Source organism: Pseudomonas lini (assembly GCF_030812475.1).
GTDB lineage: Bacteria > Pseudomonadota > Gammaproteobacteria > Pseudomonadales > Pseudomonadaceae > Aquipseudomonas > Aquipseudomonas lini_A.
Genome location: NZ_JAUSSR010000001.1, coordinates 747,718 through 774,330 on the forward strand (window position 1 = coordinate 747,718; position 26,613 = coordinate 774,330).

Sequence of the window (26,613 nt, forward strand, 5' to 3'; positions counted from 1 at the left end):
ATCGCTTTCGGTCAACGTAAAGAATGAAGCCAGGTTCTCGTTCTATAAAAGAAGCAGATCTGGATCAGACTTCGTCGGGGCTGCGCAGGTTGGTGACTGCGATTCGCTGTTCGCGGCGCTGTTCCTTCTGCGAAGGCATCTCGGCGCGATACACGCCTTGATCACCGACGACCCAGGAAAGCGGACGACGCTCCTGTCCAATCGACTCCTGCAACAGCATCAAGCCTTGCAGGAAAGCCTCGGGGCGGGGCGGGCAGCCAGGCACGTAGACGTCCACGGGCAGGAACTTGTCCACCCCTTGAACGACGGAGTAGATGTCGTACATGCCACCGGAGTTGGCGCACGAACCCATGGAGATGACCCATTTAGGTTCGAGCATTTGCTCGTAGAGACGCTGAATGATCGGCGCCATCTTGATGAAGCAGGTACCGGCGATAACCATGAAATCCGCCTGGCGCGGCGATGCCCGGATAACCTCGGCGCCAAAGCGCGCGATGTCGTGGGGCGCCGTGAAGGCGGTGGTCATTTCCACGTAGCAGCACGAAAGACCGAAGTTATACGGCCACAGGGAGTTCTTGCGCCCCCAGTTGATCGTGCCGTTAAGCACGTCTTCGAGCTTGCCCATGAAGATGTTTTTGTGGACTTGATCTTCTAACGGATCGGAAACGGTTTCCCGCTGGCCGATCGGATACTGCTCGTTAGGAGCATCGGGGTCGATCCTGGTGAGATTGTATTGCATTGCCAAAGCCTCATTGTTTCAGCTTCGCCTGCCGCTTGCGACGAGCTTCCGGAGCCCAGTCAAGGGCGCCCACTCGGAACAGGTAGACAAGACCTGCCAACAGAATTGCTATGAAAACGAGAGCTTCGACGAATCCGGTCCAGCCGCTTTCGCGGACGGACACAGACCAGGCAAAGAGAAAAAGGGCTTCGATATCGAAGATCACGAAGAGCATCGCGACCAGATAGAATTTGGCTGAGAGCCGCAAGCGGGCGCCACCTGTAGGTAGCATGCCCGACTCGAACGGTTCGTTTTTGCTGCGGCCCCAGGCTTTTGACCCGAGGAGGCTGGAGACGCCGAGCATGAAGGCGCACAGGCCGACAACGCCCAGAAGGAAAATGGCAAAGCCCCAGTTGTGGGCCATGAGTCCTGTCGCTTCGGGCATGCTGGAAATCCTTAACAGAGAGCAAAGGTCTCTGAGCTTGAAAAAGAAACAACGCAGTGACGATATGTCGCAGCAATCGATCCCGCTGATTTTATGGCTAAACACCCAGCAAGTAAAATTCAGATAGCGAAATTATTGGGCGGAATAAGGACATCGCAGACGTCCGGGACCCTGTAACCCATGCGTGGCGGGCATTAGCCGGTTTTTCGTTAAATATGTTTTGTAAGAAATGTAACGAACATTTTTCGAGCTAAATGATAATCAATATTGTTTGCCGTGGTTTTTAAACTGGTTGGCGCAGGAGTGAGTGGGAAGTTGCCTTATAAGCGGATTACTGCAAGTAGCGGCCAGGGACGTTTTACCTTGATTTGCTGCCTGAGAAACTGCGCTGGATCAATGTGTTCCCCACCGTGATCGTGCTGCGACACAAACCTCTGCCGGCGCTGGCTGGTCGGACCGCCGCACCGCGGCGAAGAGGCCCGAAAACCCTCCCGGACGGTCATTGACTGTGCTTGGCGCGGCGGTTGGTGGTTTCCAGGAAGGTTCCTACAGGCCATTCATCTGCAGGCGAAGGGCTTTTCTGAATGTTGCTAAAAGTCGGATGTGTGGCTTGATCGTGCCCTGTTGCCAGGTAGTCTCGGTGGCTGGACGGTTTTTGTCATAGGTTTGTTGGCCTGGATGCGTCATGAGCCGCTTGGCCAATGACTGGCGTGATGGTCGTGCCTGAGTTCAGTGACCGTGTCGCTCTCGGTTCCTGTCACTGCCTAATGAAATCGACTCGCCATCTGTAAGGAATTGAGCCGAGCGAGTCATTTGTCGTTCAGCTCCAGCAATGTCAAGGAACCTCTATGCGACCGCAATATGATCCAGCCTGGGTAGAAAGTACGGCGCAGGCCAAATGGCTTGAAGATGATGTATTCAGGGCGGTCGAAGATCAAAGTCGGCCGAAGTTTTATGCCTGCTCGATGCTTCCCTATCCATCGGGAAAGTTGCATATGGGGCATGTTCGTAACTATACGATCAACGACATGTTGGCCCGTCATTTACGCATGAAAGGGTTCAATGTCCTGATGCCGATGGGGTGGGACGCTTTCGGTTTGCCGGCAGAGAATGCGGCCATGCAGTCGGGTGTTTCTCCCGCCGAGTGGACGCGGCTGAACATTGCGGACATGAAGGCGCAAATGCAGCCGTTGGGACTGGCTTTCGACTGGTCGCGCGAGATCGCCACCTGCGACCCGCAGTATTATAAATGGAGTCAGTGGTTCTTCCTCAAGCTGCTGGAAAAGGGCGTGGCCTACAAGAAAACCCAGACAGTCAACTGGGATCCTGTCGACCAGACGGTGCTGGCCAATGAGCAGGTGATCGAAGGTCGGGGCTGGCGCTCGGGGGCGCTGGTCGAGAAGCGGGAAATTCCGGGGTACTACCTGCGTATCACGCAGTATGCCGAAGAGTTGCTGTCAGCCATCGACACACTGGATGGCTGGCCCGACAGGGTGCGCACCATGCAGCGCAACTGGATCGGCAAGGCGAGCGGGGTTCGTCTGGCATTTGCCCACCGGATCCGGGATGCGTCGGATCAGCTGATCGATGCAGGCAAGCTGTGGGTGTTCACAATCCGCGTGGATACGCTCATGGGGGTGACCTTCTGTGCCATTTCTCCCGGGCATGCACTGGCCAGGCGTGCTCTGGAACTCGATCCGCACCTGGAGTCGCAGGTGAAGGCATGTCGCCAGGCGGCAGAGGCCGGTCCGGCCTCCAGTGCCCAGGTCAGGATCGGCGTTCCCAGCGGTTTGCACGTCGAGCACCCGTTGACCGGTGAGCCCGTCGCCCTGTGGATTACCAGCTACGTGCTCAGCGAATATGGGGAAGGCGCCTTGATGGCCGTGCCTGCCCACGACGAGCGTGACTTCGACTTTGCCAATCAATACGGGTTGCCTGTTCGCCAGGTCATTGCTTGCGACGATCAGGTCTATGACTTTCAAGACTGGTCAGACAGCCATGCCAGTCGGGACGGTTATCTCATCAATTCCGGCGCCTACGACGGGCTGACAGTCACACAGGCCGCCCAGGCCATCGTCGCGGCGTTGGTTGAACGTGGGATGGGTGAGGAAGCCATCACCTGGCGCCTGCGCGATTGGGGGATTTCACGGCAACGTTACTGGGGGACCCCAATCCCCATCATCCGTTGTGAACACTGTGGCGACGTCCCGGTACCTTATTCGGATCTGCCGGTGGTGTTACCGACCGATTGCATTCCCGACGGCAGCGCAAATCCGTTGCTGGCGCATGACGGGTTTCGCCAGGTGGCTTGCCCTCGTTGCGCGGCTCCGGCGCTACGGGAAACGGACACCATGGATACCTTCGTCGACTCGAGCTGGTATTTCATGCGTTATTGCGACCCCGACAGTGATTCCGCGATGGTAGGGCCCGGCAGCCGATACTGGATGCCCATCGATCAATACATCGGCGGTATCGAGCATGCGGTGCTGCATTTGCTGTACGCCAGGTTCTGGACCCGGGCGATGCGGGATGAAAGGCTGGTGGCGTTCAGCGAACCGTTCAAGAACCTTTTCACCCAAGGCATGCTGTTGCGGGAAAGTTATTACCGCAAAGCGGAAGATGGCAGTCGGCGATGGTTTTATCCGGCGCAGGTGACGGTCGAGTACGATGAAAGAAGTCGCCCGGTAAGGGCGACGGCGCTTGAGGACGGTTTGCCTGTCATCATCGGCGGCGTGGAGAAAATGTCCAAGTCAAAGAACAACGTCGTCGAGCCGAAGGACATCATCGACAGGTTCGGCGCCGACACTGCTCGTTTGTTTACCATTTTCGCAGGACCTCCCGACCAGGACACGATCTGGAGCGACAGTGGGGTTGAAGGGGCTTATCGCTTTCTGCGGCGGCTATGGACGTTTGCCTATGAAGATCAAGCACGGGAGGACGATCGGGTTGAGGGCGTAAACGAATCCAGACGCGTGCGCTTTGAGATGCATTGCTTGCTAAGGCAGATCAACAACGATTACGAGCGGATGCAATACAACACCGTCGTTTCGGGGGCGATGAAGATGCTCAAGGTGCTGGAGGGAGGCAGGTCGGCCGGCCCGCAGGCGGCCCGCGAGGGAATGTCGATCCTGTTGCTGGTCCTTTATCCCGTGACGCCGCACATCGCCCAGGCACTCTGGTCGCAACTGGGTTTCCCAGGTGACATCTACGACTCCTCGTGGCCCGTGCCGGACAACGAAGCCTTGAAGCAGGACGAAGTACAGATGATGGTGCAAGTCAACGGCAAGTTGCGTGGGAACATCATGATCCAGGTTGATGCCGATCACGACGCAATACGGATCCGGGCGTTGGCTGATCCAGTGTTGTGCGGTTATCTGGAAGGCGCGGGCAGGATGATCGTGGTGCCCAACCGACTGGTTAACTTCGTCATCTGATTCCTGGTCGCTCACTCCGCTGCCCCCTGTAGGAGCTGGCATGCCGGCGAAGAGGTCATCACATTCAACATCTTGTTACCTGTGGCACCGCATTCGCTGGCAAGCCAGCTCCTGCATGATCACCTGCGTGCTGATGAATTGTGGTCAACGCCGAACTCTGTAGGAGCCGGCTTGCCGGCGAAGGCGTCTTCATGGGCGCCACAAGGCTCGAGGCCGCCTTCGCTGGCAAGCCAGCTCCTACAGGGGGGGATCGCAGGCAAAAAAACGCCCCGAACCAGTCGGGGCGTCAGTTGTGCGACGTTGCGGTTAGCTTTCTATTCGATCCGCAACGGCCGTTTGCTCAGATCAGTGGAACTGTTCTTCTTCAGTCGAACCGGTCAGCGCGGTCACCGAAGACGAACCACCCTGGATCACGGTGGTCATGTCGTCGAAGTAGCCGGTACCCACTTCCTGCTGGTGAGCCACGAAGGTGTAACCCTTGGCCGCGTCAGCGAACTCTTGCTCTTGCAGCTTCACGTAGGCAGTCATGTCGTTGCGGGCGTAGTCGTGCGCCAGGTTGAACATGCTGTGCCACATGTTGTGAATGCCGGCCAGGGTGATGAACTGGTGCTTGTAACCCATGGCGGACAGTTCGCGCTGGAACTTGGCGATGGTCGCGTCGTCCAGGTTTTTCTTCCAGTTGAAGGAAGGCGAGCAGTTGTACGACAGCAGTTGGTCCGGGTATTCCTTTTTGATCGCTTCGGCGAAGCGACGAGCCTCGTCCAGGTCCGGCTTGGCGGTTTCGCACCAGATCAGGTCGGCATACGGCGCGTAGGCCAGGCCGCGAGCGATGGCCTGGTCGAGACCGGCGCGCACTTTGTAGAAGCCTTCCTGGGTACGTTCGCCAGTCACGAACGGCTGGTCGTACGGGTCGCAATCGGAGGTCAGCAGGTCAGCCGCGTTGGCGTCGGTGCGGGCCAGGATGATGGTCGGCGTGCCGGCCACGTCAGCTGCCAGGCGAGCAGCGGTCAGCTTCTGTACGGCTTCCTGGGTGGGTACCAGTACCTTGCCGCCCATGTGGCCGCATTTTTTCACCGAAGCCAGCTGGTCTTCGAAGTGAACGCCGGCGGCGCCTGCTTCGATCATGCTCTTCATCAGCTCGTAGGCGTTGAGAACGCCGCCGAAACCGGCTTCGGCGTCAGCCACGATCGGCGCGAAGTAGTCGATGTAACCTTCGTCGCCCGGGCCTTTGCCGGCTTTCCACTGGATCTGGTCGGCGCGACGGAACGAGTTGTTGATGCGCTTGACCACGGTTGGAACCGAATCCACCGGGTACAGCGACTGATCGGGGTACATCGATTCGGCGGAGTTGTTGTCCGCAGCCACTTGCCAGCCCGACAGGTAGATCGCCTGGATACCGGCCTTGACTTGTTGTACAGCCTGGCCGCCGGTGAGGGCGCCCATGCAGTTGACGAAATCTTTCTCTGGGCGGAAGGACGGCTTGGCACCCTGGGTCACCAGGTTCCACAGCTTCTCGGCGCCGAGTTTTGCAAAGGTGTGCTCAGGTTGAACCGAGCCACGCAGGCGGACGACGTCAGCAGCGGAGTAAGCGCGTGTCACGCCTTTCCAGCGTGGGTTTTCAGCCCAGTCTTTTTCGAGGGCTGCAATTTGCTGTTCGCGTGTCAGTGCCATGGAGATAAACCTCGTCGCGTCTTTTACGGAAAGTTGTTCTGCGGTGGAAAACTCATGCTCGCTGACCAGAAGCTTAGGCGGTCAAGTCGAATTCGGCGGGGTTGGCGACGGGATGAACGATGGCTCGAGGGGAAGTGAGCAGGTAAGGGCGAACTGGCGAGCGCATTCGGGCGTCGTGGGCCTTGATACGAACTTCAGTGTGATGCCGGGTTTACCTAATTACGCTTCCGTCCCTCGGGACAACTTCGTTCCAGTCGGCAACCTCGTCAAACACACCTTGTGGGCGGTACAGACACGAAGCGGTTCGCGGGGTAGATGCGAACATCGCTTCGAAGGCCCTTGCCAGGGCCCCTGATTAGCGGGAGCGAGGCCATCATGCCTTTGCTTTTTTGTATCGTCAAACGTTTTGTAGTGCTTTTTTTATGGCACTACATCTTTGGTCTAATACGACTAATCAGTCAGTTTTCGGTGATTCAGTCCAAAGTATCGACTTTCACCCGCAGGGTCATGTCATCCCGGCCCTGGGTCGAGTAGCTGCGGGTCAGGCCCTGTTTATCTGCCTGGGTCTGGCGATTCACGCCGGCCAGGGTGATCCATTCGCCCAGGCGTCCCGTGACAGTTGTGTCGGTACTTTGCACATTCACTACATCGGGGCGTTCCTGGCTGATGCGGTCACGATTGGTGCTGATCGCCAAGTGAACGGTTTCGCCGGTGACGCTGGCAGTGACGTAGAAACCCTGGGTGACGTTGCGGTATTCGGTCTGGCTGCGCAGGTCACCGTACGAGTCGGTCTGGGTGCTGGTCAGCGGCACGCTCTGGCCGACCTGAATCAGGGCGGGTGCGCCTTCGCTCGCCTGGATTTGCTGGATGCCGCCGTCGCGGCTGTCGGTGCTGCGGCTGATGATGCGGGTCTGACCTGGCTTGACGCCGTTGACCGAATAAACCTGCTCGCCCTGGACATTGTTTTCGGAGGTGTCGACGGTGATCAGCAGGCGTTTGGGTGCGGTATCGAGTTGGGCGATAAGGGCTTTAAGTTCGTCGATCTTGCGTTGATCGGCATTGATGATCAGCTGGTTGCCATAGGCGCTGACCTGGCCTTCCTTGCCGATGAAGTCCTGCGCCATCGGCAGCATGTCGGCGCTGGTGTGGTAGTTCAGGGGCACGATCTCGGTGGCGGCCATGACCGAAACACTGCAGGTCAGTAGCAGTGTGGTGAGGAGGGTGCGTAGGGACATGTCCGTTATCTCCGGCCTTGTGATTTTTTTTATGTGGGAGCGAGCTTGCTCGCGATGGTCGTGAACGATGTCGCGTCTTTGCTGGGTGAACGTGGCGCTCTGAAGCTTATCGCGAGCAAGCTCGCTCCTACAGGGGGTTGATAGTGCCAGTTTGTCGGCCTGGCGCGGGGCAAGTTGAATCGTAGACAGCAAAACGCCCCGGCATCGGGGGATGGCGGAGCGTTTTGGGGTGTCCTTGAGGCCGCTATCGCGAGCAAGCTCGCTCCCACAGGGATCGATGGTGTTGCCAGAATTTTCAGCAACTCACAAATCTATTGTGGGAGCGGGCTTTTCCGGGCGGCGTTCCGACGAAGGGCGCGACTCGGTATCAGGCCGAGTGACGCACCATGTCCACATGCGGAATCCCGGCTTCCAGGAATTCCTCGCTGACCATGTGAAAACCCAGGCGCTCGTAGAACGCCGTGGCCTGCACTTGCGCGCTCAGCATCTGCTGCTTCAGCCCGCGCTTCTCGGCTTCACCGATCACCGCGTGCATCAGCGCATCGCCGACCTTCAAGCCGCGCCAGTCCCTGAGTACCGACACCCGGCCGACGTGACCGTCAGGCAACAGGCGGGCGGTGCCCACCGGAAAGTCGCCTTCGAGGGCGAGGAAATGCACGGCCGTCACATCATCGGCATCCCATTCCAGTTCTGGCGGAACGGACTGCTCGGCGACGAACACCGTCTCACGAATGCGCCGGATCTCGGCGTTGTCCTTTTGCCAGTCTGCGACACGCACGTGGATCTTATTCATCGGCAAACCCCAGGCTTCCTTGCTTGATCAGCTCGCACAGCAGGCCGCGACCGTCTTCGTCGCTCAGCCAGTCGCCGAGGTTGTCGACGTGCAGCGCGTCGGCGGCGCAGATCATCTTCAGCAGCTCGCGCAGTTTGCCCGGCAGGTAACGGCTCTGGCCGCTGGCGAACAGCAGCAGGTCGTCATCGACTTCGGACCAGGCCAGGCGCGCGCTCGGATTGCGGATCAGCACTGCGCCTTGCTCGAGGCTGGCGAGCAGGTCGTCTTCTTCGATTTCTTCGGGGCCCACCACCAGTTCCGGGTAACGTGGCTCGGTCATGAACTGGCCGAACCAGGTCAGCAGCAGGCGCTCGTCGCTCATGTGTTCGGCCAGCAGGCCTTTCAAGCGATCGAGGGCGTCGTGCTGGATCTGGTGTGGATCGGCGGCAGGCAGGGCGTCGGCGTCGGTGTAGCGATCTTCATCCGGCAGGAACTGGCTGAGGAAGTCAGTGAAGTGGGTCAGCACTTCAGAGGCGCTCGGTGCACGGAAGCCAACGGAATAAGTCAGGCAATTGTCGACAGCCACGCCGCAATGGGCCAGGCGCGGCGGCAGGTAGAGCATGTCGCCCGGTTCCAGCACCCACTCGTCGGTGGCTTCGAAGTCGGCGAGAATGCGCAGATCGGCGTGCTGCAGCAGCTTGCTCTCGGAGTCGCACATCTGGCCGATCTTCCAGTTGCGCTTGCCATGGCCCTGCAGCAGGAACACGTCGTAGTTGTCGAAGTGCGGGCCAACGCTGCCACCCGGGGCGGCGAAGCTGATCATCACGTCGTCGATGCGCCAGCTTGGCAGGAAGCGGAAATTCTCCAGCAGCTCGGCGACTTCCGGCACGAATTGGTCAACCGCTTGAACCAGCAGAGTCCAATCGCGTTCCGGCAGCTTGCTGAATTCGTCTTCGGCGAACGGGCCGCGGCGCAATTCCCAAGGGCGCTCGCCGTTCTCGATGATCAGGCGCGACTCAACTTCTTCTTCCAGCGCGAGGCCGGCCAGTTCGTCGGCGTCGATCGGGCTTTCGAATTCAGGAATCGCCTGGCGGATCAGCAGGGGTTTTTTCTGCCAGTAGTCGCGCAGGAACTCGCGCGCCGTGATGCCGCCCAGAAGTTGAAGAGGAATGTCAGGATTCATGTGTAACCTATTGAAAAAAAGTACTTTTCAGACGGGAATAAAAACGCCCGGCGCTGCCGGGCGTCTCAAACGGGTACAGCGGTCGATCAGATGCGCCTGGCTTGCTCTACAGCGTTGCCGATGTAGTTCGCCGGAGTGAGCAGTTTCAGCTCGGCCTTGGCCGCGGCTGGCATGTCCAGGCCGTCGATGAAAGTTTGCAGTGCTTCAGGGCTGATGCCCTTGCCACGGGTCAATTCTTTCAGCTTTTCATACGGGTTTTCGATGTTGTAGCGACGCATTACGGTCTGGATCGGCTCGGCCAATACTTCCCAGCAAGCGTCCAGGTCGGCAGCGATCTTCTGAGCGTTGAGCTCGAGTTTGCTGATGCCTTTGAGGCTGGCTTCGTAGGCGATCACGCTGTGGGCGAAGCCGACACCGAGGTTGCGCAGGACGGTGGAGTCGGTCAGGTCGCGCTGCCAGCGGGAGATTGGCAGCTTGCTCGCCAGGTGCTGGAACAGTGCGTTGGCGATGCCCAGGTTGCCTTCGGAGTTTTCGAAGTCGATCGGGTTGACCTTGTGCGGCATGGTCGACGAACCGATTTCGCCGGCGATGGTGCGCTGCTTGAAATAACCCAGGGAGATGTAGCCCCAGATGTCGCGGTCGAAGTCGATCAGGATCGTGTTGAAACGGGCGATCGCGTCGAACAGCTCGGCGATGTAGTCGTGCGGCTCGATCTGCGTGGTGTACGGGTTGAAGCCCAGACCCAGCTCGTCTTCGATGAAGGCGCGGGCGTTTTCTTCCCAGTCGATTTCAGGGTAGGCCGACAGGTGGGCGTTGTAGTTGCCGACCGCGCCGTTGATCTTGCCCAGCAGCGGAACGGCCGCGACCTGGGCGATCTGACGCTCCAGGCGGTACACCACGTTCGCCAGCTCTTTGCCCAGGGTGGTCGGCGAAGCCGGCTGACCGTGGGTACGCGACAGCATCGGCACGTCAGCGAAACGGATCGCCAGTTCGCGGATGGCGTCGGCGGTCTGGCGCATCAGCGGCAGCATCACATCATCACGGCCTTCGCGCAGCATCAGGGCGTGGGACAGGTTGTTGATGTCCTCGCTGGTGCAGGCAAAGTGGATGAATTCGCTGACCTTGGCCAGTTCCGGCAGCTGGGCCGCTTGCTCTTTGAGCAGGTATTCGATGGCCTTGACGTCGTGGTTGGTGGTGCGTTCGATCTCTTTGACGCGCTCGGCGTGCTCCAGGGCGAAGTTGTCCGCCAGGGTGTTCAGCACAGCGTTGGCTTCGGCGGAGAACGCCGGCACTTCGCTGATGCCTGGGTGAGCGGCCAGGCGCTGGAGCCAGCGCACTTCAACCAGAACGCGCGCACGGATCAGTCCGTATTCGCTGAAAATAGGGCGCAGGGCCTGGGTTCTGCCGGCGTAGCGGCCGTCAACAGGGGAAACCGCAGTGAGCGAAGAAAGCTGCATGGGGTGTTCTCGGACAGTCGGGCAACGAAATGGGGCGCGTATCATACATGAAAAAATCCGCCGGTCCGTTGCCAACTGACCGGCGTATTACGCGTTACAAAAAACCAGAGGTGTTGCGGGCGCGGTTCAGCTGCTGCGCATCAGCGGGTAAAGTTCTTTCAACAGCTTGCGTCGACTGATCACCAGCTGCCAGCGATGACCGCCCAGTTGCCGCCACAGGCGTGCAGAACGGATCCCGGCCAGCAACAGGGCGCGGATTTTCGAGGCGTTGCTCGGTTGCTGCAGGTTGCGCATGTCGCCGTGGACCTGAATCCGCTGGCGCAGGGTGCTCAAGGTGTCCTGGTAAAGCGCGCCGCAGGCCGCGATCACGTTTTCGTGGGCCGCGCCGAAGTGCTCGACCTGGGACTGGATCTGCGGCAGGCGCTTGCCGATTTCGTCCAGCATGTCGCCGCGCTTGGCCAGCTGGCGCTCCAGGCCCAGCATGGCCAGGGCATAACGCAGCGGTTCGCGCTGAAGGGTGCTGGGGTCGCGCTCCAGGGCGCCAATCAGGGCACGGTAGCCTTCACGCAGATTGAGGTCGTCGCCGCCGTAGACTTCCAGGGTGTCCTTGGGGTCACGAATCAGCAGGCTGCCGAGCATGCAGGTCAGGCCGGCTTCGGTGGTCTGGCCGGTCTTGGCGATCTTGTCGACCAGCACCGCGGCGAGAAACACCCCGCCCAGTGCCGTCAATTGCTCCTGGGTCGGGTTCATTGGGCTTGGCCCTTGCTGGCGCTCTTGCTGGTCCAGGGTTCGGCGATTTCGATCACGCCGCCGCCGAGGCAGATTTCACCGTCGTAGAACACCACCGATTGACCCGGGGTGACCGCGCGTTGCGGGTCATCGAAGATCGCGCGGTAGCCGCTGGCGGTCTTTTCCAGGGTGCAGGGCTGATCGCCCTGGCGATAACGTACTTTGGCGGTCAGCTTGCGCGGCTCGGTCAGGTCGATCGGGTTGACCCAATAGATCTCCGAGGCGAGCAGGGCGCGGGAAAACAGATACGGGTGGTCATTACCCTGGCCAACGATCAGCTCGTTGTGCTCCAGGTCCTTGATCAGCACATACCAGGGTTCGTCACCGGCGTCTTTCAGGCCGCCGATGCCCAGGCCCTGACGCTGACCGATGGTGTGGTACATCAAGCCGTGGTGACGGCCGATGACTTCACCTTCGGTGGTCTTGATCTCGCCCGGCTGGGCCGGCAGGTACTGCTTGAGGAAGTCGCTGAAGCGGCGCTCGCCGATAAAGCAGATCCCGGTGGAATCCTTTTTCTTCGCGGTGGCCAGCTGGTGTTTCTCGGCGATCGCGCGCACTTCGGGTTTCTCCAGTTCGCCGACCGGGAACAGGGTCTTGGCGATCTGCTCGCCACCGACAGCGTGCAGGAAGTAGCTCTGGTCCTTGTTCGGGTCCAGGCCCTTGAGCAGCTCGGTGCGGCCTTCGATGTCGCGGCGGCGCACATAGTGACCGGTGGCGATCAGGTCGGCACCGAGCATCATGGCGTAGTCGAGGAACGCCTTGAACTTGATCTCGCGGTTGCAGAGGATGTCCGGGTTCGGCGTGCGACCGGCCTTGTATTCGGCCAGGAAGTGCTCGAACACGTTGTCCCAGTACTCGGCGGCGAAGTTGGCGGTATGCAGCTTGATGCCGATCCGGTCGCACACGGCCTGGGCGTCCGCCAGGTCGTCCATGGCGGTGCAGTATTCCGTTCCATCGTCTTCTTCCCAGTTCTTCATGAACAGGCCTTCCACCTCATAACCCTGCTCGATCAGCAGGAGAGCGGAAACGGAAGAGTCCACGCCGCCGGACATGCCGACAATGACGCGCTTCTTTTGTGTGTCAGAAGGGGCTGGATCACGCATAGGGATTCAATGAGTGTCTTGAAAAAGGACGCGATTCTAGCAGGCCCAAGCCCGCAAGGCTAAAGAGAAGGGCGGATCAGTTCGAGACCGAAGTGATTGCCGTCCAGATAATCATCGATACAGCGGATGATCAGCTCACTGCGCCAGTTTGCGCGCTGGTCGAGCAATTCGTCACGCGTCAGCCATTTTGCGCCGACGATACCGTCGTCCAACTGATAGTCCGGGTGGTGTTTGAGCGGTTTTGCGCTGAAGCAGACCCGCTGGTAGGTCACGCCGTTGCTGGGGGCGGTGTAGAGGTAAATGCCCACCACGCCGGTGGGTTCGACGTCCCAGCCGGTTTCCTCGAGGGTTTCGCGTATGGCGGCGTCGATCAGGGTTTCGTCCGGATCGAGGTGACCGGCGGGCTGGTTGAGTACCGTTCGTCCGTGCTTGAGTTCTTCGACCATCAGGAAGCGGCCATTGTCTTCGACGATGGTGGCGACGGTGATGTGGGGTTTCCAGTCCATAGAGCTTCCTCAAATGTTGAAGGTTTAAACACGGGCCCCTGTAGGAGCTGGCTTGCCAGCGAAAGCTGTGGGTCAGTCAATGACGATGTTGAATGATAGACCGCCTTCGCTGGCAAGCCAGCTCCTACAGGGGATCTGGTTCGGCAGATAAATACGTGTGAACGCCAAAAACACAAACCCCGGCACATGGCCGGGGTTTGTGATGCAGCCTTACAACCTTAAACCAGCGCGGAGATCGCCGCGTTGAAGGTGTTGCTCGGGCGCATGGCCTTGCTGATCAGTTCGGCATTGGCGTGGTAGTAACCGCCGATGTCCACTGGCTTGCCCTGAACGGCATTGAGCTCGGCAACGATGGTTGCCTCGTTCTCGGTCAGGGCCTTGGCCAGCTCGCCAAACTGCGCTTGCAGTGCAGTGTCTTCGGTCTGGGCGGCCAGGGCTTGTGCCCAGTACAGCGCCAGGTAGAAGTGGCTGCCGCGGTTGTCGATGTTGCCGACTTTGCGCGATGGCGACTTGTTGTTGTCCAGGAACTGGCCGGTGGCCTGGTCCAGGGTCTTGGCCAGTACCAGCGCCTTGGGGTTGTTGTAGGTCACGCCCAAGTGCTCGAGGGAGGCGGCCAGGGCCAGGAACTCGCCCAGGGAATCCCAGCGCAGGAAGTTCTCTTCCAGCAGCTGCTGCACGTGCTTCGGAGCCGAACCGCCAGCGCCGGTTTCGAACAGACCGCCGCCGTTCATCAGCGGCACGATCGACAGCATCTTGGCGCTGGTGCCCAGTTCCATGATCGGGAACAGGTCGGTCAGGTAGTCGCGCAGGACGTTGCCGGTCACCGATATGGTGTCGAGGCCAGAGCGGGTGCGCTGCAGGGTGAACTTCATCGCGTCGACCGGCGCCATGATCTGGATATCCAGGCCAGCGGTGTCGTGATCCTTCAGGTAAGCCTGAACTTTCTCTATCACCACGCCGTCGTGGGCGCGCATCGGGTCCAGCCAGAAAATGGCCGGGGTGCTGCTTGCGCGAGCACGGTTGACCGCCAGTTTGACCCAGTCCTGGATCGGCGCGTCTTTGGTCTGGCACATGCGGAAGATGTCGCCGGCTTCAACCGACTGTTCCAGCAGCAGGCCGCCTTTGCTGTCGCTGACGCGGACAACACCGTTGGTCTTGATCTGAAAGGTCTTGTCGTGCGAGCCGTACTCTTCGGCTTTTTTCGCCATCAGGCCAACGTTCGGCACGCTGCCCATGGTGGTCGGATCGAAAGCGCCGTTGGCCTTGCAGTCTTCGATCACCGCCTGGTAGATGGTGGCGTAGCAGCGATCCGGGATCACCGCCTTGGTGTCGTGCAGTTGGCCGTCGGTGCCCCACATCTTGCCGGAATCACGGATCATGGCCGGCATCGAGGCGTCGACGATGACGTCGCTCGGCACGTGCAGGTTGGTGATGCCTTTGTCGGAGTTGACCATCGCCAGCGACGGACGAACGGCGTAGACCGCCTGGATGTCCGCTTCGATCTGCGCTTGCTGCTCAGCCGGCAGGGCCTTGATGCGAGCGTACAGGTCGCCGATGCCGTTGTTCAGGTTGAAGCCGATCTGTGCCAGCACGTCAGCGTGCCTGGCCAGCGCGTCTTTGTAGAATTCGGCAACGATCTGGCCGAACATGATCGGGTCGGAGACCTTCATCATGGTGGCTTTCAGGTGAACCGACAGCAGCACGCCCTTGGCTTTGGCGTCTTCGATTTCGGCGGCGATGAAGCTGCGCAGCGCGTTTTTGCTCATGACTGCGCAATCGAGGATCTCACCGGCTTGCACGCTGGTCTTTTCTTTCAGGACAGTGATGGTGCCGTCTTGAGCGATCAGTTCGATTTTAACGGCATCGGCGGCGTCGATCAGGGCGGCTTTTTCGCTGCCGTAGAAATCGCCGGTATTCATGTGCGCAACGTGGGATTTGGAGTCTGCAGCCCAGGCGCCCATTTTGTGCGGGTGCTTGCGCGCGTAATTCTTGACCGACAGCGGCGCACGACGATCGGAGTTGCCTTCGCGCAGGACCGGGTTCACGGCGCTGCCCTTGATCTTGTCGTAGCGCGACTTGGCGAGCTTGTCGGCGTCGCTGGTCACGGTTTCCGGATAGTCCGGCAGTGCGAAGCCTTGGGCTTGCAGCTCTTTGATCGCGGCTTGCAGTTGCGGAACCGAGGCGCTGATGTTCGGCAATTTGATGATGTTGGCTTCAGGCGTGACGGCCAGGTCGCCCAGTTCGGCGAGGTGGTCGGCTACGGCTTTGTCACCCAGTTGCTCGGGGAAGCTGGCCAGGATGCGCCCTGCAAGAGAGATATCGCGGGTTTCCACGGCGATATCGGCGGAGGCGGTGAAGGCCTCTACGATAGGCAACAGTGAATAGGTGGCGAGGGCGGGAGCTTCGTCGGTGAAGGTATAGATGATCTTCGAGCGGGTGGGCATATTCGGATTAACTCTCTCTTCTTTGCTAAAGCATGCGCAGAAAAACTCGAGGGGCGCCGGGTAAGCGCGTTCGTTCAAAGTCATCCATGAGCCGAATGTCGAGATTTGTGCGCGGTGATGTTGGGTGCATCAGTCGAGCGTCAAGCGGGTGGATCGCGGTAGCGGTCCTGCTTTTTCGGGCCCAAAGCCTTGTAGCAGACAGATCGGCCGTCGTGACTCTGTGGTCAGCGGGCGGCATTATACATAGGTAGCTGGCAATCTGCCGATGGATCACACACATCGATTGACGTCCATTGGTCTAAAGGTCGCAGGGCAGTGCGGGGCGTAGAGTCTTGCACCGTGCTTGAGTTTGGCGCTTTTCCCTTTGCTTACAGGCTTGTAGACCCTGAACCGCACAGCTTTGCGGCAGATGGATGGAACATAGGGTTTGCGCGCCGAATTAACTGGGTTACGCTCGAACCAAGCCAGATGTTCAATCCAATCAATGGAGTTCAGCATGGGTTACAAGAAGATTCAGGTTCCAGCCGTCGGCGACAAAATCACCGTCAATGCAGACCATTCTCTCAATGTTCCTAATAACCCGATCATCCCCTTCATCGAAGGCGACGGCATTGGGGTTGATATCAGCCCGGTCATGATCAAGGTTGTCGATGCTGCTGTTAAGAAGGCTTACGGCGGCGAACGCAAAATTTCCTGGATGGAAGTCTACGCCGGGGAGAAAGCGACTCAGGTTTACGATCAGGACACCTGGCTGCCCCAGGAAACCCTGGACGCGGTCAAGGATTACGTGGTGTCCATCAAGGGCCCCCTGACCACTCCGGTCGGCGGCGGCATCCGTTCGCTGAACGTGGCCCTGCGCCAGCAACTCGACCTGTACGTCTGCCTGCGCCCGGTGCGCTGGTTCGAAGGCGTGCCTAGCCCGGTCAAGAAGCCAGGCGACGTCGACATGACCATCTTCCGCGAAAACTCGGAAGACATTTATGCCGGCATCGAATGGAAGGCCGGTTCGCCGGAAGCGACCAAGGTCATCAAGTTCCTCAAAGATGAAATGGGCGTCACCAAGATCCGTTTCGACGAAAACTGCGGTATCGGCATCAAGCCGGTTTCGCTGCAAGGCACCAAGCGTCTGGCGCGCAAGGCCCTGCAATACGTAGTCGACAACGATCGCGATTCGCTGACCATCGTGCACAAAGGCAACATCATGAAGTTCACCGAAGGTGCCTTCAAGGAATGGGCCTACGAAGTGGCGGCTGAAGAGTTCGGCGCGACCCTGCTCGACGGTGGTCCGTGGATGCAGTTCAAGAACCCGAAAACCGGCAAGAATGTCGTCGTCAAGGACGCCATCGCCGATGCCATGCTCCAGCAGATCCTGCTGCGCCCGGCCGAATACGATGTGATCGCGACCCTGAACCTCAACGGCGACTACCTCTCCGACGCCCTGGCGGCCGAAGTGGGCGGTATCGGTATCGCGCCAGGCGCCAACCTGTCCGACACCATCGCCATGTTCGAAGCGACCCACGGTACTGCGCCGAAGTACGCCGGCAAGGACCAGGTCAACCCGGGTTCGCTGATCCTGTCGGCAGAGATGATGCTGCGTCACATGGGCTGGACCGAAGCGGCCGACCTGATCATCAAGGGCACCAACGGCGCGATCTCCGCCAAGACCGTGACCTATGACTTCGAGCGCTTGATGGAAGGCGCCAAGCTGGTGTCCTCGTCAGGCTTCGGCGATGCGCTGATCTCGCACATGTAAGGGAGCAGGTATCAAAAAAACCGCCTTCGGGCGGTTTTCTTATGACTGGATGGCGGGTTGCGTCAGGTCGAGACGGTTTCCTGTTGGATGGCGGGCGCGGTCTGCTCCTTCCCGATAGCAGCGGCCGTAATCTTGACTGCGTGCAATCCTTTAGGGCCCTGGACGATCTCGAAGTCTACGGCTTGCCCGGCCTTGAGGGTTTTGTATCCGTCCATTTCAATGGCCGAATAGTGGGCAAAGAAATCGATTTCCCTGCCATCCTCGTTGCGGCCTTCTCTGGCGTCGGTGTTGATGAAGCCGAACCCCTTGGCGTTGTTGAACCATTTCACCTTGCCGCTGACCTTCACACATGACATACCCATATCCCTCTGCAACAGACTCCATCACTGGAGTATCATCCAGTACATCCGCAGTCATTTCTTGGAAATAAGGTTGACTCCGCGGACCTTTTTTACCCACTGTGGGCTCTATTGGTTGTAACACCGTTTTGCCGATAGTCAAGGTGACCAGGCAGTCGGAGTTGAAATCGACGATGGTCGCCCCCACCACTGTATTCGCACAACTGACGAACCTTTCTTTCCATGCATGCAATCAGCCAGATTCGACTAACATTCAATCAGGATCGTCCGACTCTCCAAACAGATCGTCCGGAGGAACACGACGACGATTCAGCGGGCATTGCTGTTCAGGAAGCAAAGCCTGCGTTACAGGCACCACCGATGTACAAGGTGGTTTTGTTCAACGATGACTACACACCGATGGATTTCGTCGTCGAAGTGCTCGAGGTGTTTTTTAACCTGAATCGCGAGCTGGCGACCAAGGTCATGCTGGCCGTCCACACAGAAGGACGGGCAGTATGTGGAGTGTTTACCCGCGACATCGCCGAGACGAAGGCCATGCAGGTCAACCAGTACGCCAGGGAAAGCCAGCATCCGCTACTCTGTGAAATCGAGAAGGACGGTTAATCGCCGACCACTTGGGTATGAGGTGAAGCTATGTTAAACCGCGAGCTCGAAGTCACCCTCAATCTTGCCTTCAAGGAGGCCCGATCGAAGCGTCATGAATTCATGACCGTCGAACACCTCCTGCTGGCCCTATTGGACAATGAGGCTGCCGCCACCGTTTTGCGTGCCTGCGGCGCAAACCTCGACAAACTCAAGCATGATCTGCAGGAGTTCATCGACTCGACCACGCCATTGATCCCCGTCCATGACGAGGATCGTGAAACCCAGCCAACCCTGGGCTTCCAGCGTGTATTGCAGCGTGCTGTCTTTCACGTACAGAGCTCGGGCAAACGCGAAGTGACCGGCGCCAACGTGCTGGTTGCGATCTTCAGCGAACAAGAGAGTCAGGCGGTGTTCCTGCTTAAACAGCAGAGCGTCGCGCGGATCGATGTCGTCAACTACATCGCCCATGGCATTTCCAAAGTGCCGGGGCACGGCGATCACTCTGAAGGTGAGCAAGATATGCAGGACGACGAGGGCGGTGAGTCTTCTTCTTCAGGCAATCCCCTGGATGCTTATGCCAGCAACCTCAACGAACTCGCGCGCCAGGGTCGTATCGATCCATTGGTCGGCCGCGAGCTGGAAGTCGAGCGTGTCGCCCAGATCCTGGCGCGTCGTCGCAAGAACAATCCGTTGCTGGTGGGCGAGGCAGGCGTGGGTAAAACCGCGATTGCCGAAGGCCTGGCCAAGCGCATTGTCGACAACCAGGTGCCGGATCTGCTGGCCAATAGCGTGGTGTATTCCCTCGATCTGGGGGCTCTGCTGGCCGGGACCAAATACCGCGGCGATTTCGAGAAGCGTTTCAAGGCGCTGCTCAATGAGCTGAAAAAACGTCCGCAGGCGATCCTGTTCATCGACGAGATCCACACCATCATCGGTGCGGGTGCCGCGTCCGGTGGCGTGATGGACGCCTCGAACCTGCTCAAGCCGTTGCTGTCATCCGGTGATATCCGTTGCATCGGTTCGACCACCTTCCAGGAATTCCGCGGGATCTTCGAGAAGGACCGTGCCTTGGCCCGGCGCTTCCAGAAGGTCGATGTGTCGGAGCCGTCGGTGGAAGACACCATCGGTATCCTGCGCGGCCTGAAGGGGCGTTTCGAAGCGCACCACGGCATCGAATACAGCGATGAAGCATTGCGTGCGGCGGCTGAGCTGGCCTCGCGCTATATCAATGACCGGCACATGCCGGACAAGGCCATCGACGTCATCGACGAGGCGGGTGCCTACCAGCGCCTGCAGCCGATCGAGAAGCGCGTGAAACGCATCGAAGTGCCTCAGGTCGAGGACATCGTCGCGAAAATCGCGCGAATTCCGCCAAAACACGTCACCAGCTCCGACAAAGAGCTGCTGCGTAACCTTGAGCGTGACCTGAAGCTGACGGTATTTGGCCAGGATGCCGCGATCGACTCGCTGTCGACCGCGATCAAACTGTCCCGTGCCGGCCTCAAGTCGCCTGACAAGCCTGTCGGTTCGTTCCTGTTCGCAGGCCCGACCGGTGTAGGTAAAACCGAAGCGGCGCGTCAGTTGGCCAAGGCGTTGGGGATCGAACTGGTGCGTTTCGACATGTCCGAGTACATGGAGCGCCACACCGTATCGCGTCTGATCGGTGCGCCTCCAGGCTATGTCGGGTTCGACCAGGGCGGCCTGCTGACCGAAGCCATCACCAAGCAGCCTCACTGCGTGCTGTTGCTCGATGAGATCGAGAAGGCGCATCCAGAAGTCTTCAACCTGCTGTTGCAGGTCATGGACCACGGTACGCTCACCGATAACAACGGGCGCAAGGCGGACTTCCGTAACGTGATCGTCATCATGACGACCAACGCCGGCGCCGAAACCGCAGCCCGTGCTTCGATCGGTTTCACCCATCAGGACCACTCGTCCGATGCGATGGAAGTGATCAAGAAGAGCTTCACGCCGGAATTCCGCAACCGTCTGGACACCATTATCCAGTTTGGTCGCCTCAGCCATGAGGTCATCAAGAGCGTGGTGGACAAGTTCCTTACCGAGCTTCAGGCGCAGTTGGAAGACAAGCGTGTGCAGCTGGAAGTGACAGACGCGGCGCGCAGCTGGCTGGCAGCCGGTGGCTACGACTCGGCAATGGGCGCTCGACCCATGGCGCGTTTGATCCAGGACAAGATCAAGCGTCCGCTGGCGGAAGAGATTCTGTTTGGGGAACTGGCCGACCATGGTGGCGTGGTGCATATCGATCTGAAGGACGGCGAGCTGACCTTCGAGTTCGAGACCACGGCTGAAATGGCCTGAGGTTAACCGCAACAAAGCAAAAGGCGCCGAAAGGCGCCTTTTTGCTGTCTGTCGGATCTACACCGCCCCCCCATGTGGGAGCGAGCCTGCTCGCGAAGAGGCCGGCACATTCATTAAAGATGTTGGCTAGCAGACCGCTTTCGCGAGCAGGCTCGCTCCCACATTGGGCGGTGGGGGACTGCAGGTAAATTTCAGACAAACAAAAACGCCCGGCATAAACCGGGCGTTTTGTATTGACCTGATTAGCGAGCGCGGTAAGTGATGCGCCCTTTGCTCAAGTCATAGGGCGTCAGCTCGACGCGCACTTTGTCACCGGTAAGAATACGAATGTAATTCTTGCGCATCTTGCCGGATATATGCGCGGTTACGACGTGCCCATTTTCCAACTCCACGCGAAACATGGTGTTGGGCAGGGTGTCGACGACAGTGCCTTCCATTTCGAAGCTGTCTTCTTTCGACATGCAGTAAAGCCCTCGGTGTCCAATGAATGGCCCGGTGCAACTGCGCCAGGCAAAAGCGGCGTGCATTGTGCCCGAAAAATGGGGTTTAAGCCAAGGGGTTTAGGGCTTGCTCTAGTTCAGGATGACCCAGCGCTGATTAATCAGCAGTTCGATGGGGCGATATTGCGTCTTGTAGCTCATTTTTTTGCAGTTCTTGATCCAATAGCCGAGGTAGACCGCTTCCAGGCCCAGTCGCCGTGCTTCGGTGATCTGCCAGAGGATCGCGTAGCGCCCCAGGCTGCGGCGCTCTTCATCGGGCTCGTAGAAGGTGTAGACCGCCGACAGACCGTTGGGCAGCAAGTCGGTGACAGCCACGGCCACCAACCGGCCTTCGAGACGAAATTCATAGAACCGGGAAAACGGCAGGTCCCGCACCAGGAAAGTCGAAAATTGATCGCGACTTGGCGGGTACATGTCGCCATCGGCATGCCGCTGCTCGATGTAGCGTTGATAGAGGTCGAAATACTCTTCGCTGAACTGGGGCTTGGCCGGACGGACGTGCAGATCGGCGTTGCGCTTGAAGATGCGCTTTTGCTGACGATTTGGGGAAAACTGCGCCACTGGAATGCGCGCCGGTACGCACGCATTGCAATTCTGGCAATGGGGCCGGTACAGATGATCGCCGCTGCGACGAAAACCCATTTCCGACAGGTCTGCGTAGACATGCACATCCATGGGCTGGCTAGGGTCGAGGAACAGGGTCGTGGCCTGCTCCTCGGGCAGATAACTGCAAGAGTGGGGCTGAGTGGCATAAAACTTCAAGCGCGCCAACTCGGTCATGATCAACCCTCGGATAAGCTTTTGAATAAGTGTAAGCGCTTTTGAATAAGTGTATGACACGTGGGCCAAAGTCGCTCAGCAAACCCAGGTGGCGCGGCTGGGTTGGTCCAGGTGTCGCGCCAGGTAGCCGGCGAACTCGCGCCGGGGAATCGCCCGGGCGCCGAGGCTGTGCAAGTGGTCAGTGGGCATCTGACAATCGATCAGCACAAAACCTGAGTCTTCCAGATGTCGCACCAGTGTGGCAAAGCCATATTTGGACGCGTTGTCGGCGCGGCTGAACATCGATTCGCCGAAGAACAGCTGCCCCATGGCCAGGCCATAGAGCCCGCCGACCAGTTCACCCTGGTCCCAGACCTCCACCGAATGCGCATAGCCGCGCTTGTGCAGCTCGAGGTAGGCATCCTGCATGGCGTCGGTGATCCAGGTGCCGTCGGCGTGTTCCCGCGGCGCGGCGCACGCGCGGATAACCGCGGCAAAATCCCGATCGAAGGTCACTTGATAACGTTGTTGGCGCAGCAATTTGTTCAGGCTGCGCGAGACATGCAGTTCGTCGGGAAATAACACTGTGCGTGGGTCCGGCGACCACCAGAGGATTGGCTGGCCTTCCGAGAACCACGGAAAACAGCCATGGCGATAAGCCTTGATCAGGCGGTCGGCAGACAGGTCGCCGCCCGCCGCCAGCAGCCCGTTGGGATCGCGCATGGCCTTGTCCAGCGGCGGGAAGGTCAGGGTGTTGCGTTGTAACCAAGTCAGCATGGCATCCGGGCTTTACAGAAGGGGAGGGCAGTGGCGGGCTGTCAGGCCCGCCTTGAAGTGTGCCGTCAAACGGTCGGAATGTCGTCGAGGTATTTTTCGGCGTCCAGTGCGGCCATGCAGCCGGCCCCGGCGGACGTGACGGCCTGGCGGTAAACGTGATCGGCCACGTCGCCGGCGGCAAACACGCCCGGGATCGCCGTGGCGGTGGCATCGCCTTCGCTGCCACCCTTGACCAGCAGATAGCCGTCGCGCATTTCCAGCTGGCCCTGGAACAGGTCGGTGTTGGGTTTGTGGCCGATGGCAATGAAGACCCCGGTCAGCGGCAATTCGCGGGTTTCGCCGCTGTGACTGTCCCGCAGGCGGGCGCCGGTCACGCCGCTGGCATCGCCAAGCACTTCATCCAGGTTCTGATTCCAGTGCAGGCGAATATTGCCGTTGGCGGCTTTTTCAAAGAGTTTGTCCTGCAGGATCTTCTCGGCGCGCAATTTGTCGCGCCGGTGAATCAGATGGACTTCACTGGCGATGTTCGACAAGTACAGCGCTTCCTCGACCGCCGTGTTGCCGCCGCCGACCACCGCGACCACCTGTTTGCGGTAGAAAAAGCCGTCGCAGGTCGCGCAGGCCGACACTCCTTTGCCGGCGAAGGCTTCCTCCGAGGGCAGCCCCAGGTATTGCGCCGAGGCGCCGGTGGCGATAATCAGTGCGTCGCAGGTGTACCGGCCGCTGTCGCCAATGAGCTCGAACGGACGCTGTTGCAACTTGGCCGTGTGGATGTGGTCGTAAACAATCTCTGTGTCAAAGCGCTCGGCGTGTTTTTGCATGCGTTCCATCAGCACCGGGCCGGTGAGTCCCTCGACGTCGCCAGGCCAGTTGTCGACTTCGACGGTGGTGGTGAGCTGGCCACCTGCCTGTATGCCGGTAATGACCACGGGTTTGAGGTTGGCGCGGGCGGCATAAACGGCCGCGCTGTAACCGGCAGGGCCGGAACCCAGAATGATCAGGCGGGAATGCTTCGCTTCGCTCATAAAAACACCTCATAAGCCTTTGTCACGAAAGAGAATGCATGCTCAAATTGAACCGCATGCCAGACCCGTTGACTATGCTACACCCGGGGACCGCAAGCATGGCAACGGACGAACAAACCCGTACAATGCCTGCTGTGAGCGCGCTTGTAACAAAATAAGCATTGCGAGTCGTGTTTATAAAAGCCGGGGCGCAATGTTAAAAGTAGTCCCAGTTGCGCCTGTTAACTTTTTTACCTGCCGGGTTCAGGCAGTTTTTTATAGTCATTCAACAGATGGACGCGCCATAGGCGCAGGAAAAGAAGCGTTTTGAAGAAATCCACCGCAGCACCTAAACCAGCCGTCGTTCCGCTCTGGCGCCAGCAATTGCACTACCGACTCAAGGAAGGTGCATTGATCGCCGTCGGTGCCTTGTGCCTGTTCCTGATGATGGCCTTGCTGACCTATGGCAAGGACGATCCGGGCTGGAGCCACAACAGCAAGATCGACGACGTGCAGAATTTCGGCGGCCCGGCCGGTTCGTACAGCGCCGACATCCTGTTCATGGTGCTGGGCTACTTCGCCTACATCTTCCCGCTGCTGCTGGCGATCAAGACCTGGCAGATCTTCCGTCAGCGCCACGAACCCTGGCAATGGAGCGGCTGGCTGTTCTCCTGGCGCCTGATCGGCCTGGTGTTCCTGGTATTGTCGGGAGCGGCCCTGGCGCACATCCATTTCCACGCGGCGACCGGTCTGCCGGCCGGCGCTGGCGGCGCGCTGGGTGAAAGCCTCGGCGACGTGGCCCGCAATGCCTTGAACATCCAGGGCAGCACCTTGCTGTTCATCGCACTGTTCCTGTTCGGCCTGACGGTGTTCACCGACCTGTCGTGGTTCAAGGTGATGGACGTCACGGGCAAGATTACGCTGGACCTGTTCGAGTTGTTCCAGGGCGCGGCCAATCGCTGGTGGGCCGCCCGTGTCGAGCGCAAGCAACTGGTGGCGCAGTTACGTGAAGTCGATGAGCGCGTGCATGACGTGGTGGCACCGAGCGTCACCGACAAGCGCGAGCAGGCCAAGGTCAAGGAGCGCCTGATCGAGCGCGAACAAGCCTTGACCAAGCACATGTCGGACCGCGAGAAGCAGGTGCCGCCGGTTATCGCCCCGGCGCCGCCGAAACCCGCAGCCCCGAGCAAGCGCGTGGAAAAAGAGAAACAGGCGCCGCTGTTCGTCGACAGCGCGGTGGAAGGCACCTTGCCGCCGATCTCGATTCTCGACCCGGCGGAAAAGAAACAGCTCAATTATTCGCCTGAATCCCTGGCTGCGGTGGGCCACCTGCTGGAAATCAAGCTCAAGGAATTCGGCGTCGAAGTCTCGGTGGATTCGATTCACCCGGGCCCGGTGATTACCCGATACGAAATCCAGCCCGCGGCAGGCGTCAAGGTCAGCCGCATTTCCAACCTGGCGAAAGACCTGGCCCGTTCCCTGGCCGTGACCAGCGTGCGCGTGGTGGAAGTGATCCCGGGCAAAACCACGGTCGGCATCGAGATTCCCAACGAAGACCGGCAGATCGTGCGGTTCTCCGAAGTGCTGTCGACTCCCGAGTACGATAACTTCAAGTCGCCGGTCACCCTGGCCCTGGGTCACGATATCGGCGGCAAGCCGGTCATCACCGACCTGGCGAAAATGCCGCACTTGCTGGTGGCCGGTACTACAGGCTCTGGTAAATCGGTGGGTGTGAACGCGATGATCCTGTCGATCCTGTTCAAGTCCGGCCCTGAAGACGCCAAGCTGATCATGATCGACCCGAAAATGCTCGAGCTGTCGATCTACGAAGGTATTCCGCACCTGCTGTGCCCGGTGGTGACCGACATGAAGGACGCGGCCAACGCCTTGCGCTGGAGCGTGGCGGAGATGGAGCGTCGCTACAAACTGATGGCGAAGATGGGCGTGCGTAACCTGTCGGGCTTCAACGCCAAGGTCAAGGAAGCCCAGGACGCCGGCGAGCCGTTGACCGATCCGTTGTACAAGCGCGAAAGCATTCACGACGAAGCGCCGCTGCTGACCAAGCTGCCGACCATTGTCGTGGTCGTCGACGAATTTGCCGACATGATGATGATCGTCGGCAAGAAGGTTGAAGAACTGATCGCCCGGATCGCCCAGAAAGCCCGAGCGGCCGGTATCCACTTGATCCTCGCGACCCAGCGTCCGTCGGTCGACGTGATCACCGGCCTGATCAAGGCGAACATCCCGACGCGCATGGCGTTCCAGGTGTCGAGCAAGATCGACTCGCGGACCATCATCGACCAGGGTGGTGCCGAACAGCTGCTGGGCCACGGTGACATGCTGTACATGCCCCCGGGCACCAGCCTGCCGATCCGTGTCCATGGTGCGTTCGTGTCCGATGACGAGGTGCACCGGGTGGTTGAAGCCTGGAAACTGCGCGGCGCGCCGGAATACAACGACGAGATCCTCGCCGGTGTCGAAGAGCCGGGCAGCGGTTTCGATGGCGGCAGCAGCGGTGGCGACGATGATCCCGAAACCGATGCGCTTTATGACGAAGCCGTGCAGTTCGTTCTGGAAAGCCGTCGCGCCTCCATCTCCGCGGTGCAGCGCAAGCTGAAAATCGGCTACAACCGCGCCGCGCGCATGATCGAAGCCATGGAAATGGCCGGGGTCGTGACGTCGATGAACACCAACGGTTCCCGTGAAGTCCTGGCGCCTGGCCCGGTACGCGACTGATTTGAATAAAAAGGTGGCGTCTGAAGTGCGCCCCCCCACTCCCACGAATATCAAGAGGACT

General features: G+C 59.4%; 21 protein-coding genes. 5 read left to right on the top strand and 16 right to left on the bottom strand.

The genetic code is table 11. The features are described 5' to 3' along the window. Nucleotides 1-64: 64 nt before the first annotated feature. On the bottom strand, nucleotides 65-739 hold the full coding sequence (locus J2W17_RS03365) for a NuoB/complex I 20 kDa subunit family protein (protein WP_050682721.1): 675 nt from the start codon (nucleotides 737-739) through the stop codon (nucleotides 65-67). Nucleotides 740-749: 10 nt separating this feature from the next. Beyond that, on the bottom strand, nucleotides 750-1,163 hold the full coding sequence (locus J2W17_RS03370; RefSeq protein WP_003223812.1) for an NADH-quinone oxidoreductase subunit A: 414 nt from the start codon (nucleotides 1,161-1,163) through the stop codon (nucleotides 750-752). 848 nt (nucleotides 1,164-2,011) lie between these two features. Here J2W17_RS03370 and leuS point away from each other — a divergent pair. Next, nucleotides 2,012-4,597 (top strand): leucine--tRNA ligase, encoded by a 2,586-nt coding sequence (gene leuS / locus J2W17_RS03375; protein ID WP_307329154.1) that lies wholly within the window; start codon nucleotides 2,012-2,014, stop codon nucleotides 4,595-4,597. Nucleotides 4,598-4,942: 345 nt separating this feature from the next. On the opposite strand, the gene aceA is transcribed toward leuS, so the two are convergent. The 9 genes from aceA to J2W17_RS03420 all read right to left on the bottom strand — a co-directional run bounded on the left by aceA (nucleotide 4,943) and on the right by J2W17_RS03420 (nucleotide 15,757). Further along, entirely contained in the window at nucleotides 4,943-6,268 is a 1,326-nt protein-coding gene (aceA, locus tag J2W17_RS03380; protein WP_008032724.1) for an isocitrate lyase, read from the bottom strand. A gap of 473 nt (nucleotides 6,269-6,741) precedes the next feature. Further along, the gene (locus J2W17_RS03385; protein ID WP_307329161.1) at nucleotides 6,742-7,503 is read right to left on the bottom strand and encodes a secretin N-terminal domain-containing protein; all 762 of its coding nucleotides are present in this window, start codon (nucleotides 7,501-7,503) and stop codon (nucleotides 6,742-6,744) included. A gap of 367 nt (nucleotides 7,504-7,870) precedes the next feature. Beyond that, nucleotides 7,871-8,296, bottom strand: a complete 426-nt coding sequence (locus J2W17_RS03390; protein ID WP_307329164.1) for a GNAT family N-acetyltransferase — start codon at nucleotides 8,294-8,296, stop codon at nucleotides 7,871-7,873. Continuing rightward, nucleotides 8,289-9,458 carry a ribosomal protein uL16 3-hydroxylase gene (locus J2W17_RS03395; protein WP_307329167.1) on the bottom strand — a complete coding sequence of 390 codons (1,170 nt, stop codon included), beginning with the start codon at nucleotides 9,456-9,458 and terminating at the stop codon, nucleotides 8,289-8,291. Before J2W17_RS03395 ends, J2W17_RS03390 begins: the two co-directional genes overlap by 8 nt. Before the next feature lie 86 nt (nucleotides 9,459-9,544). Beyond that, nucleotides 9,545-10,915 (bottom strand): adenylosuccinate lyase, encoded by a 1,371-nt coding sequence (gene purB, locus J2W17_RS03400; RefSeq protein ID WP_307329171.1) that lies wholly within the window; start codon nucleotides 10,913-10,915, stop codon nucleotides 9,545-9,547. 126 nt (nucleotides 10,916-11,041) lie between these two features. Next, on the bottom strand, nucleotides 11,042-11,665 hold the full coding sequence (hflD, locus tag J2W17_RS03405) for a high frequency lysogenization protein HflD (protein ID WP_064678738.1): 624 nt from the start codon (nucleotides 11,663-11,665) through the stop codon (nucleotides 11,042-11,044). Beyond that, the gene (mnmA, locus tag J2W17_RS03410) at nucleotides 11,662-12,807 is read right to left on the bottom strand and encodes a tRNA 2-thiouridine(34) synthase MnmA (RefSeq protein ID WP_307329177.1); all 1,146 of its coding nucleotides are present in this window, start codon (nucleotides 12,805-12,807) and stop codon (nucleotides 11,662-11,664) included. Before mnmA ends, hflD begins: the two co-directional genes overlap by 4 nt. A gap of 59 nt (nucleotides 12,808-12,866) precedes the next feature. Further along, nucleotides 12,867-13,313 (bottom strand): NUDIX hydrolase, encoded by a 447-nt coding sequence (locus tag J2W17_RS03415; protein ID WP_307329180.1) that lies wholly within the window; start codon nucleotides 13,311-13,313, stop codon nucleotides 12,867-12,869. A gap of 218 nt (nucleotides 13,314-13,531) precedes the next feature. Beyond that, on the bottom strand, nucleotides 13,532-15,757 hold the full coding sequence (locus J2W17_RS03420) for an NADP-dependent isocitrate dehydrogenase (RefSeq protein ID WP_307329185.1): 2,226 nt from the start codon (nucleotides 15,755-15,757) through the stop codon (nucleotides 13,532-13,534). Between the two features lie 496 nt (nucleotides 15,758-16,253). Between J2W17_RS03420 and icd the strand changes: the two genes are divergently transcribed. Further along, nucleotides 16,254-17,510, top strand: coding sequence for an NADP-dependent isocitrate dehydrogenase (icd, locus tag J2W17_RS03425; protein ID WP_307329187.1), 1,257 nt, complete (start codon nucleotides 16,254-16,256; stop codon nucleotides 17,508-17,510). 62 nt (nucleotides 17,511-17,572) lie between these two features. On the opposite strand, the gene J2W17_RS03430 is transcribed toward icd, so the two are convergent. Continuing rightward, entirely contained in the window at nucleotides 17,573-17,872 is a 300-nt protein-coding gene (locus tag J2W17_RS03430) for a cold shock domain-containing protein (RefSeq protein WP_307329190.1), read from the bottom strand. Nucleotides 17,873-18,091: 219 nt separating this feature from the next. On the opposite strand from J2W17_RS03430, the gene clpS reads away from it, so the two are divergent. Together clpS and clpA are read left to right on the top strand one after the other, a co-directional pair. Continuing rightward, nucleotides 18,092-18,475 carry an ATP-dependent Clp protease adapter ClpS gene (gene clpS, locus J2W17_RS03435; RefSeq protein ID WP_064678733.1) on the top strand — a complete coding sequence of 128 codons (384 nt, stop codon included), beginning with the start codon at nucleotides 18,092-18,094 and terminating at the stop codon, nucleotides 18,473-18,475. Between the two features lie 30 nt (nucleotides 18,476-18,505). Next, on the top strand, nucleotides 18,506-20,776 hold the full coding sequence (gene clpA / locus J2W17_RS03440; protein WP_150631143.1) for an ATP-dependent Clp protease ATP-binding subunit ClpA: 2,271 nt from the start codon (nucleotides 18,506-18,508) through the stop codon (nucleotides 20,774-20,776). 242 nt (nucleotides 20,777-21,018) lie between these two features. Here clpA and infA read toward each other — a convergent pair whose 3' ends face one another. From infA to trxB, 4 genes are all read right to left on the bottom strand, one after another. After that, nucleotides 21,019-21,237, bottom strand: a complete 219-nt coding sequence (gene infA / locus J2W17_RS03445) for a translation initiation factor IF-1 (RefSeq protein ID WP_002553999.1) — start codon at nucleotides 21,235-21,237, stop codon at nucleotides 21,019-21,021. Between the two features lie 111 nt (nucleotides 21,238-21,348). Then, entirely contained in the window at nucleotides 21,349-22,056 is a 708-nt protein-coding gene (locus J2W17_RS03450; RefSeq protein WP_307329198.1) for an arginyltransferase, read from the bottom strand. Between the two features lie 75 nt (nucleotides 22,057-22,131). Beyond that, nucleotides 22,132-22,812, bottom strand: a complete 681-nt coding sequence (gene aat, locus J2W17_RS03455) for a leucyl/phenylalanyl-tRNA--protein transferase (RefSeq protein ID WP_307329200.1) — start codon at nucleotides 22,810-22,812, stop codon at nucleotides 22,132-22,134. A gap of 65 nt (nucleotides 22,813-22,877) precedes the next feature. Continuing rightward, the gene (trxB, locus tag J2W17_RS03460) at nucleotides 22,878-23,837 is read right to left on the bottom strand and encodes a thioredoxin-disulfide reductase (protein ID WP_307329203.1); all 960 of its coding nucleotides are present in this window, start codon (nucleotides 23,835-23,837) and stop codon (nucleotides 22,878-22,880) included. A 306-nt stretch (nucleotides 23,838-24,143) separates the two neighbouring features. Here trxB and ftsK point away from each other — a divergent pair, with 306 nt between their 5' ends. Beyond that, entirely contained in the window at nucleotides 24,144-26,552 is a 2,409-nt protein-coding gene (gene ftsK, locus J2W17_RS03465; protein WP_307329206.1) for a DNA translocase FtsK, read from the top strand. Nucleotides 26,553-26,613: the final 61 nt, after the last annotated feature.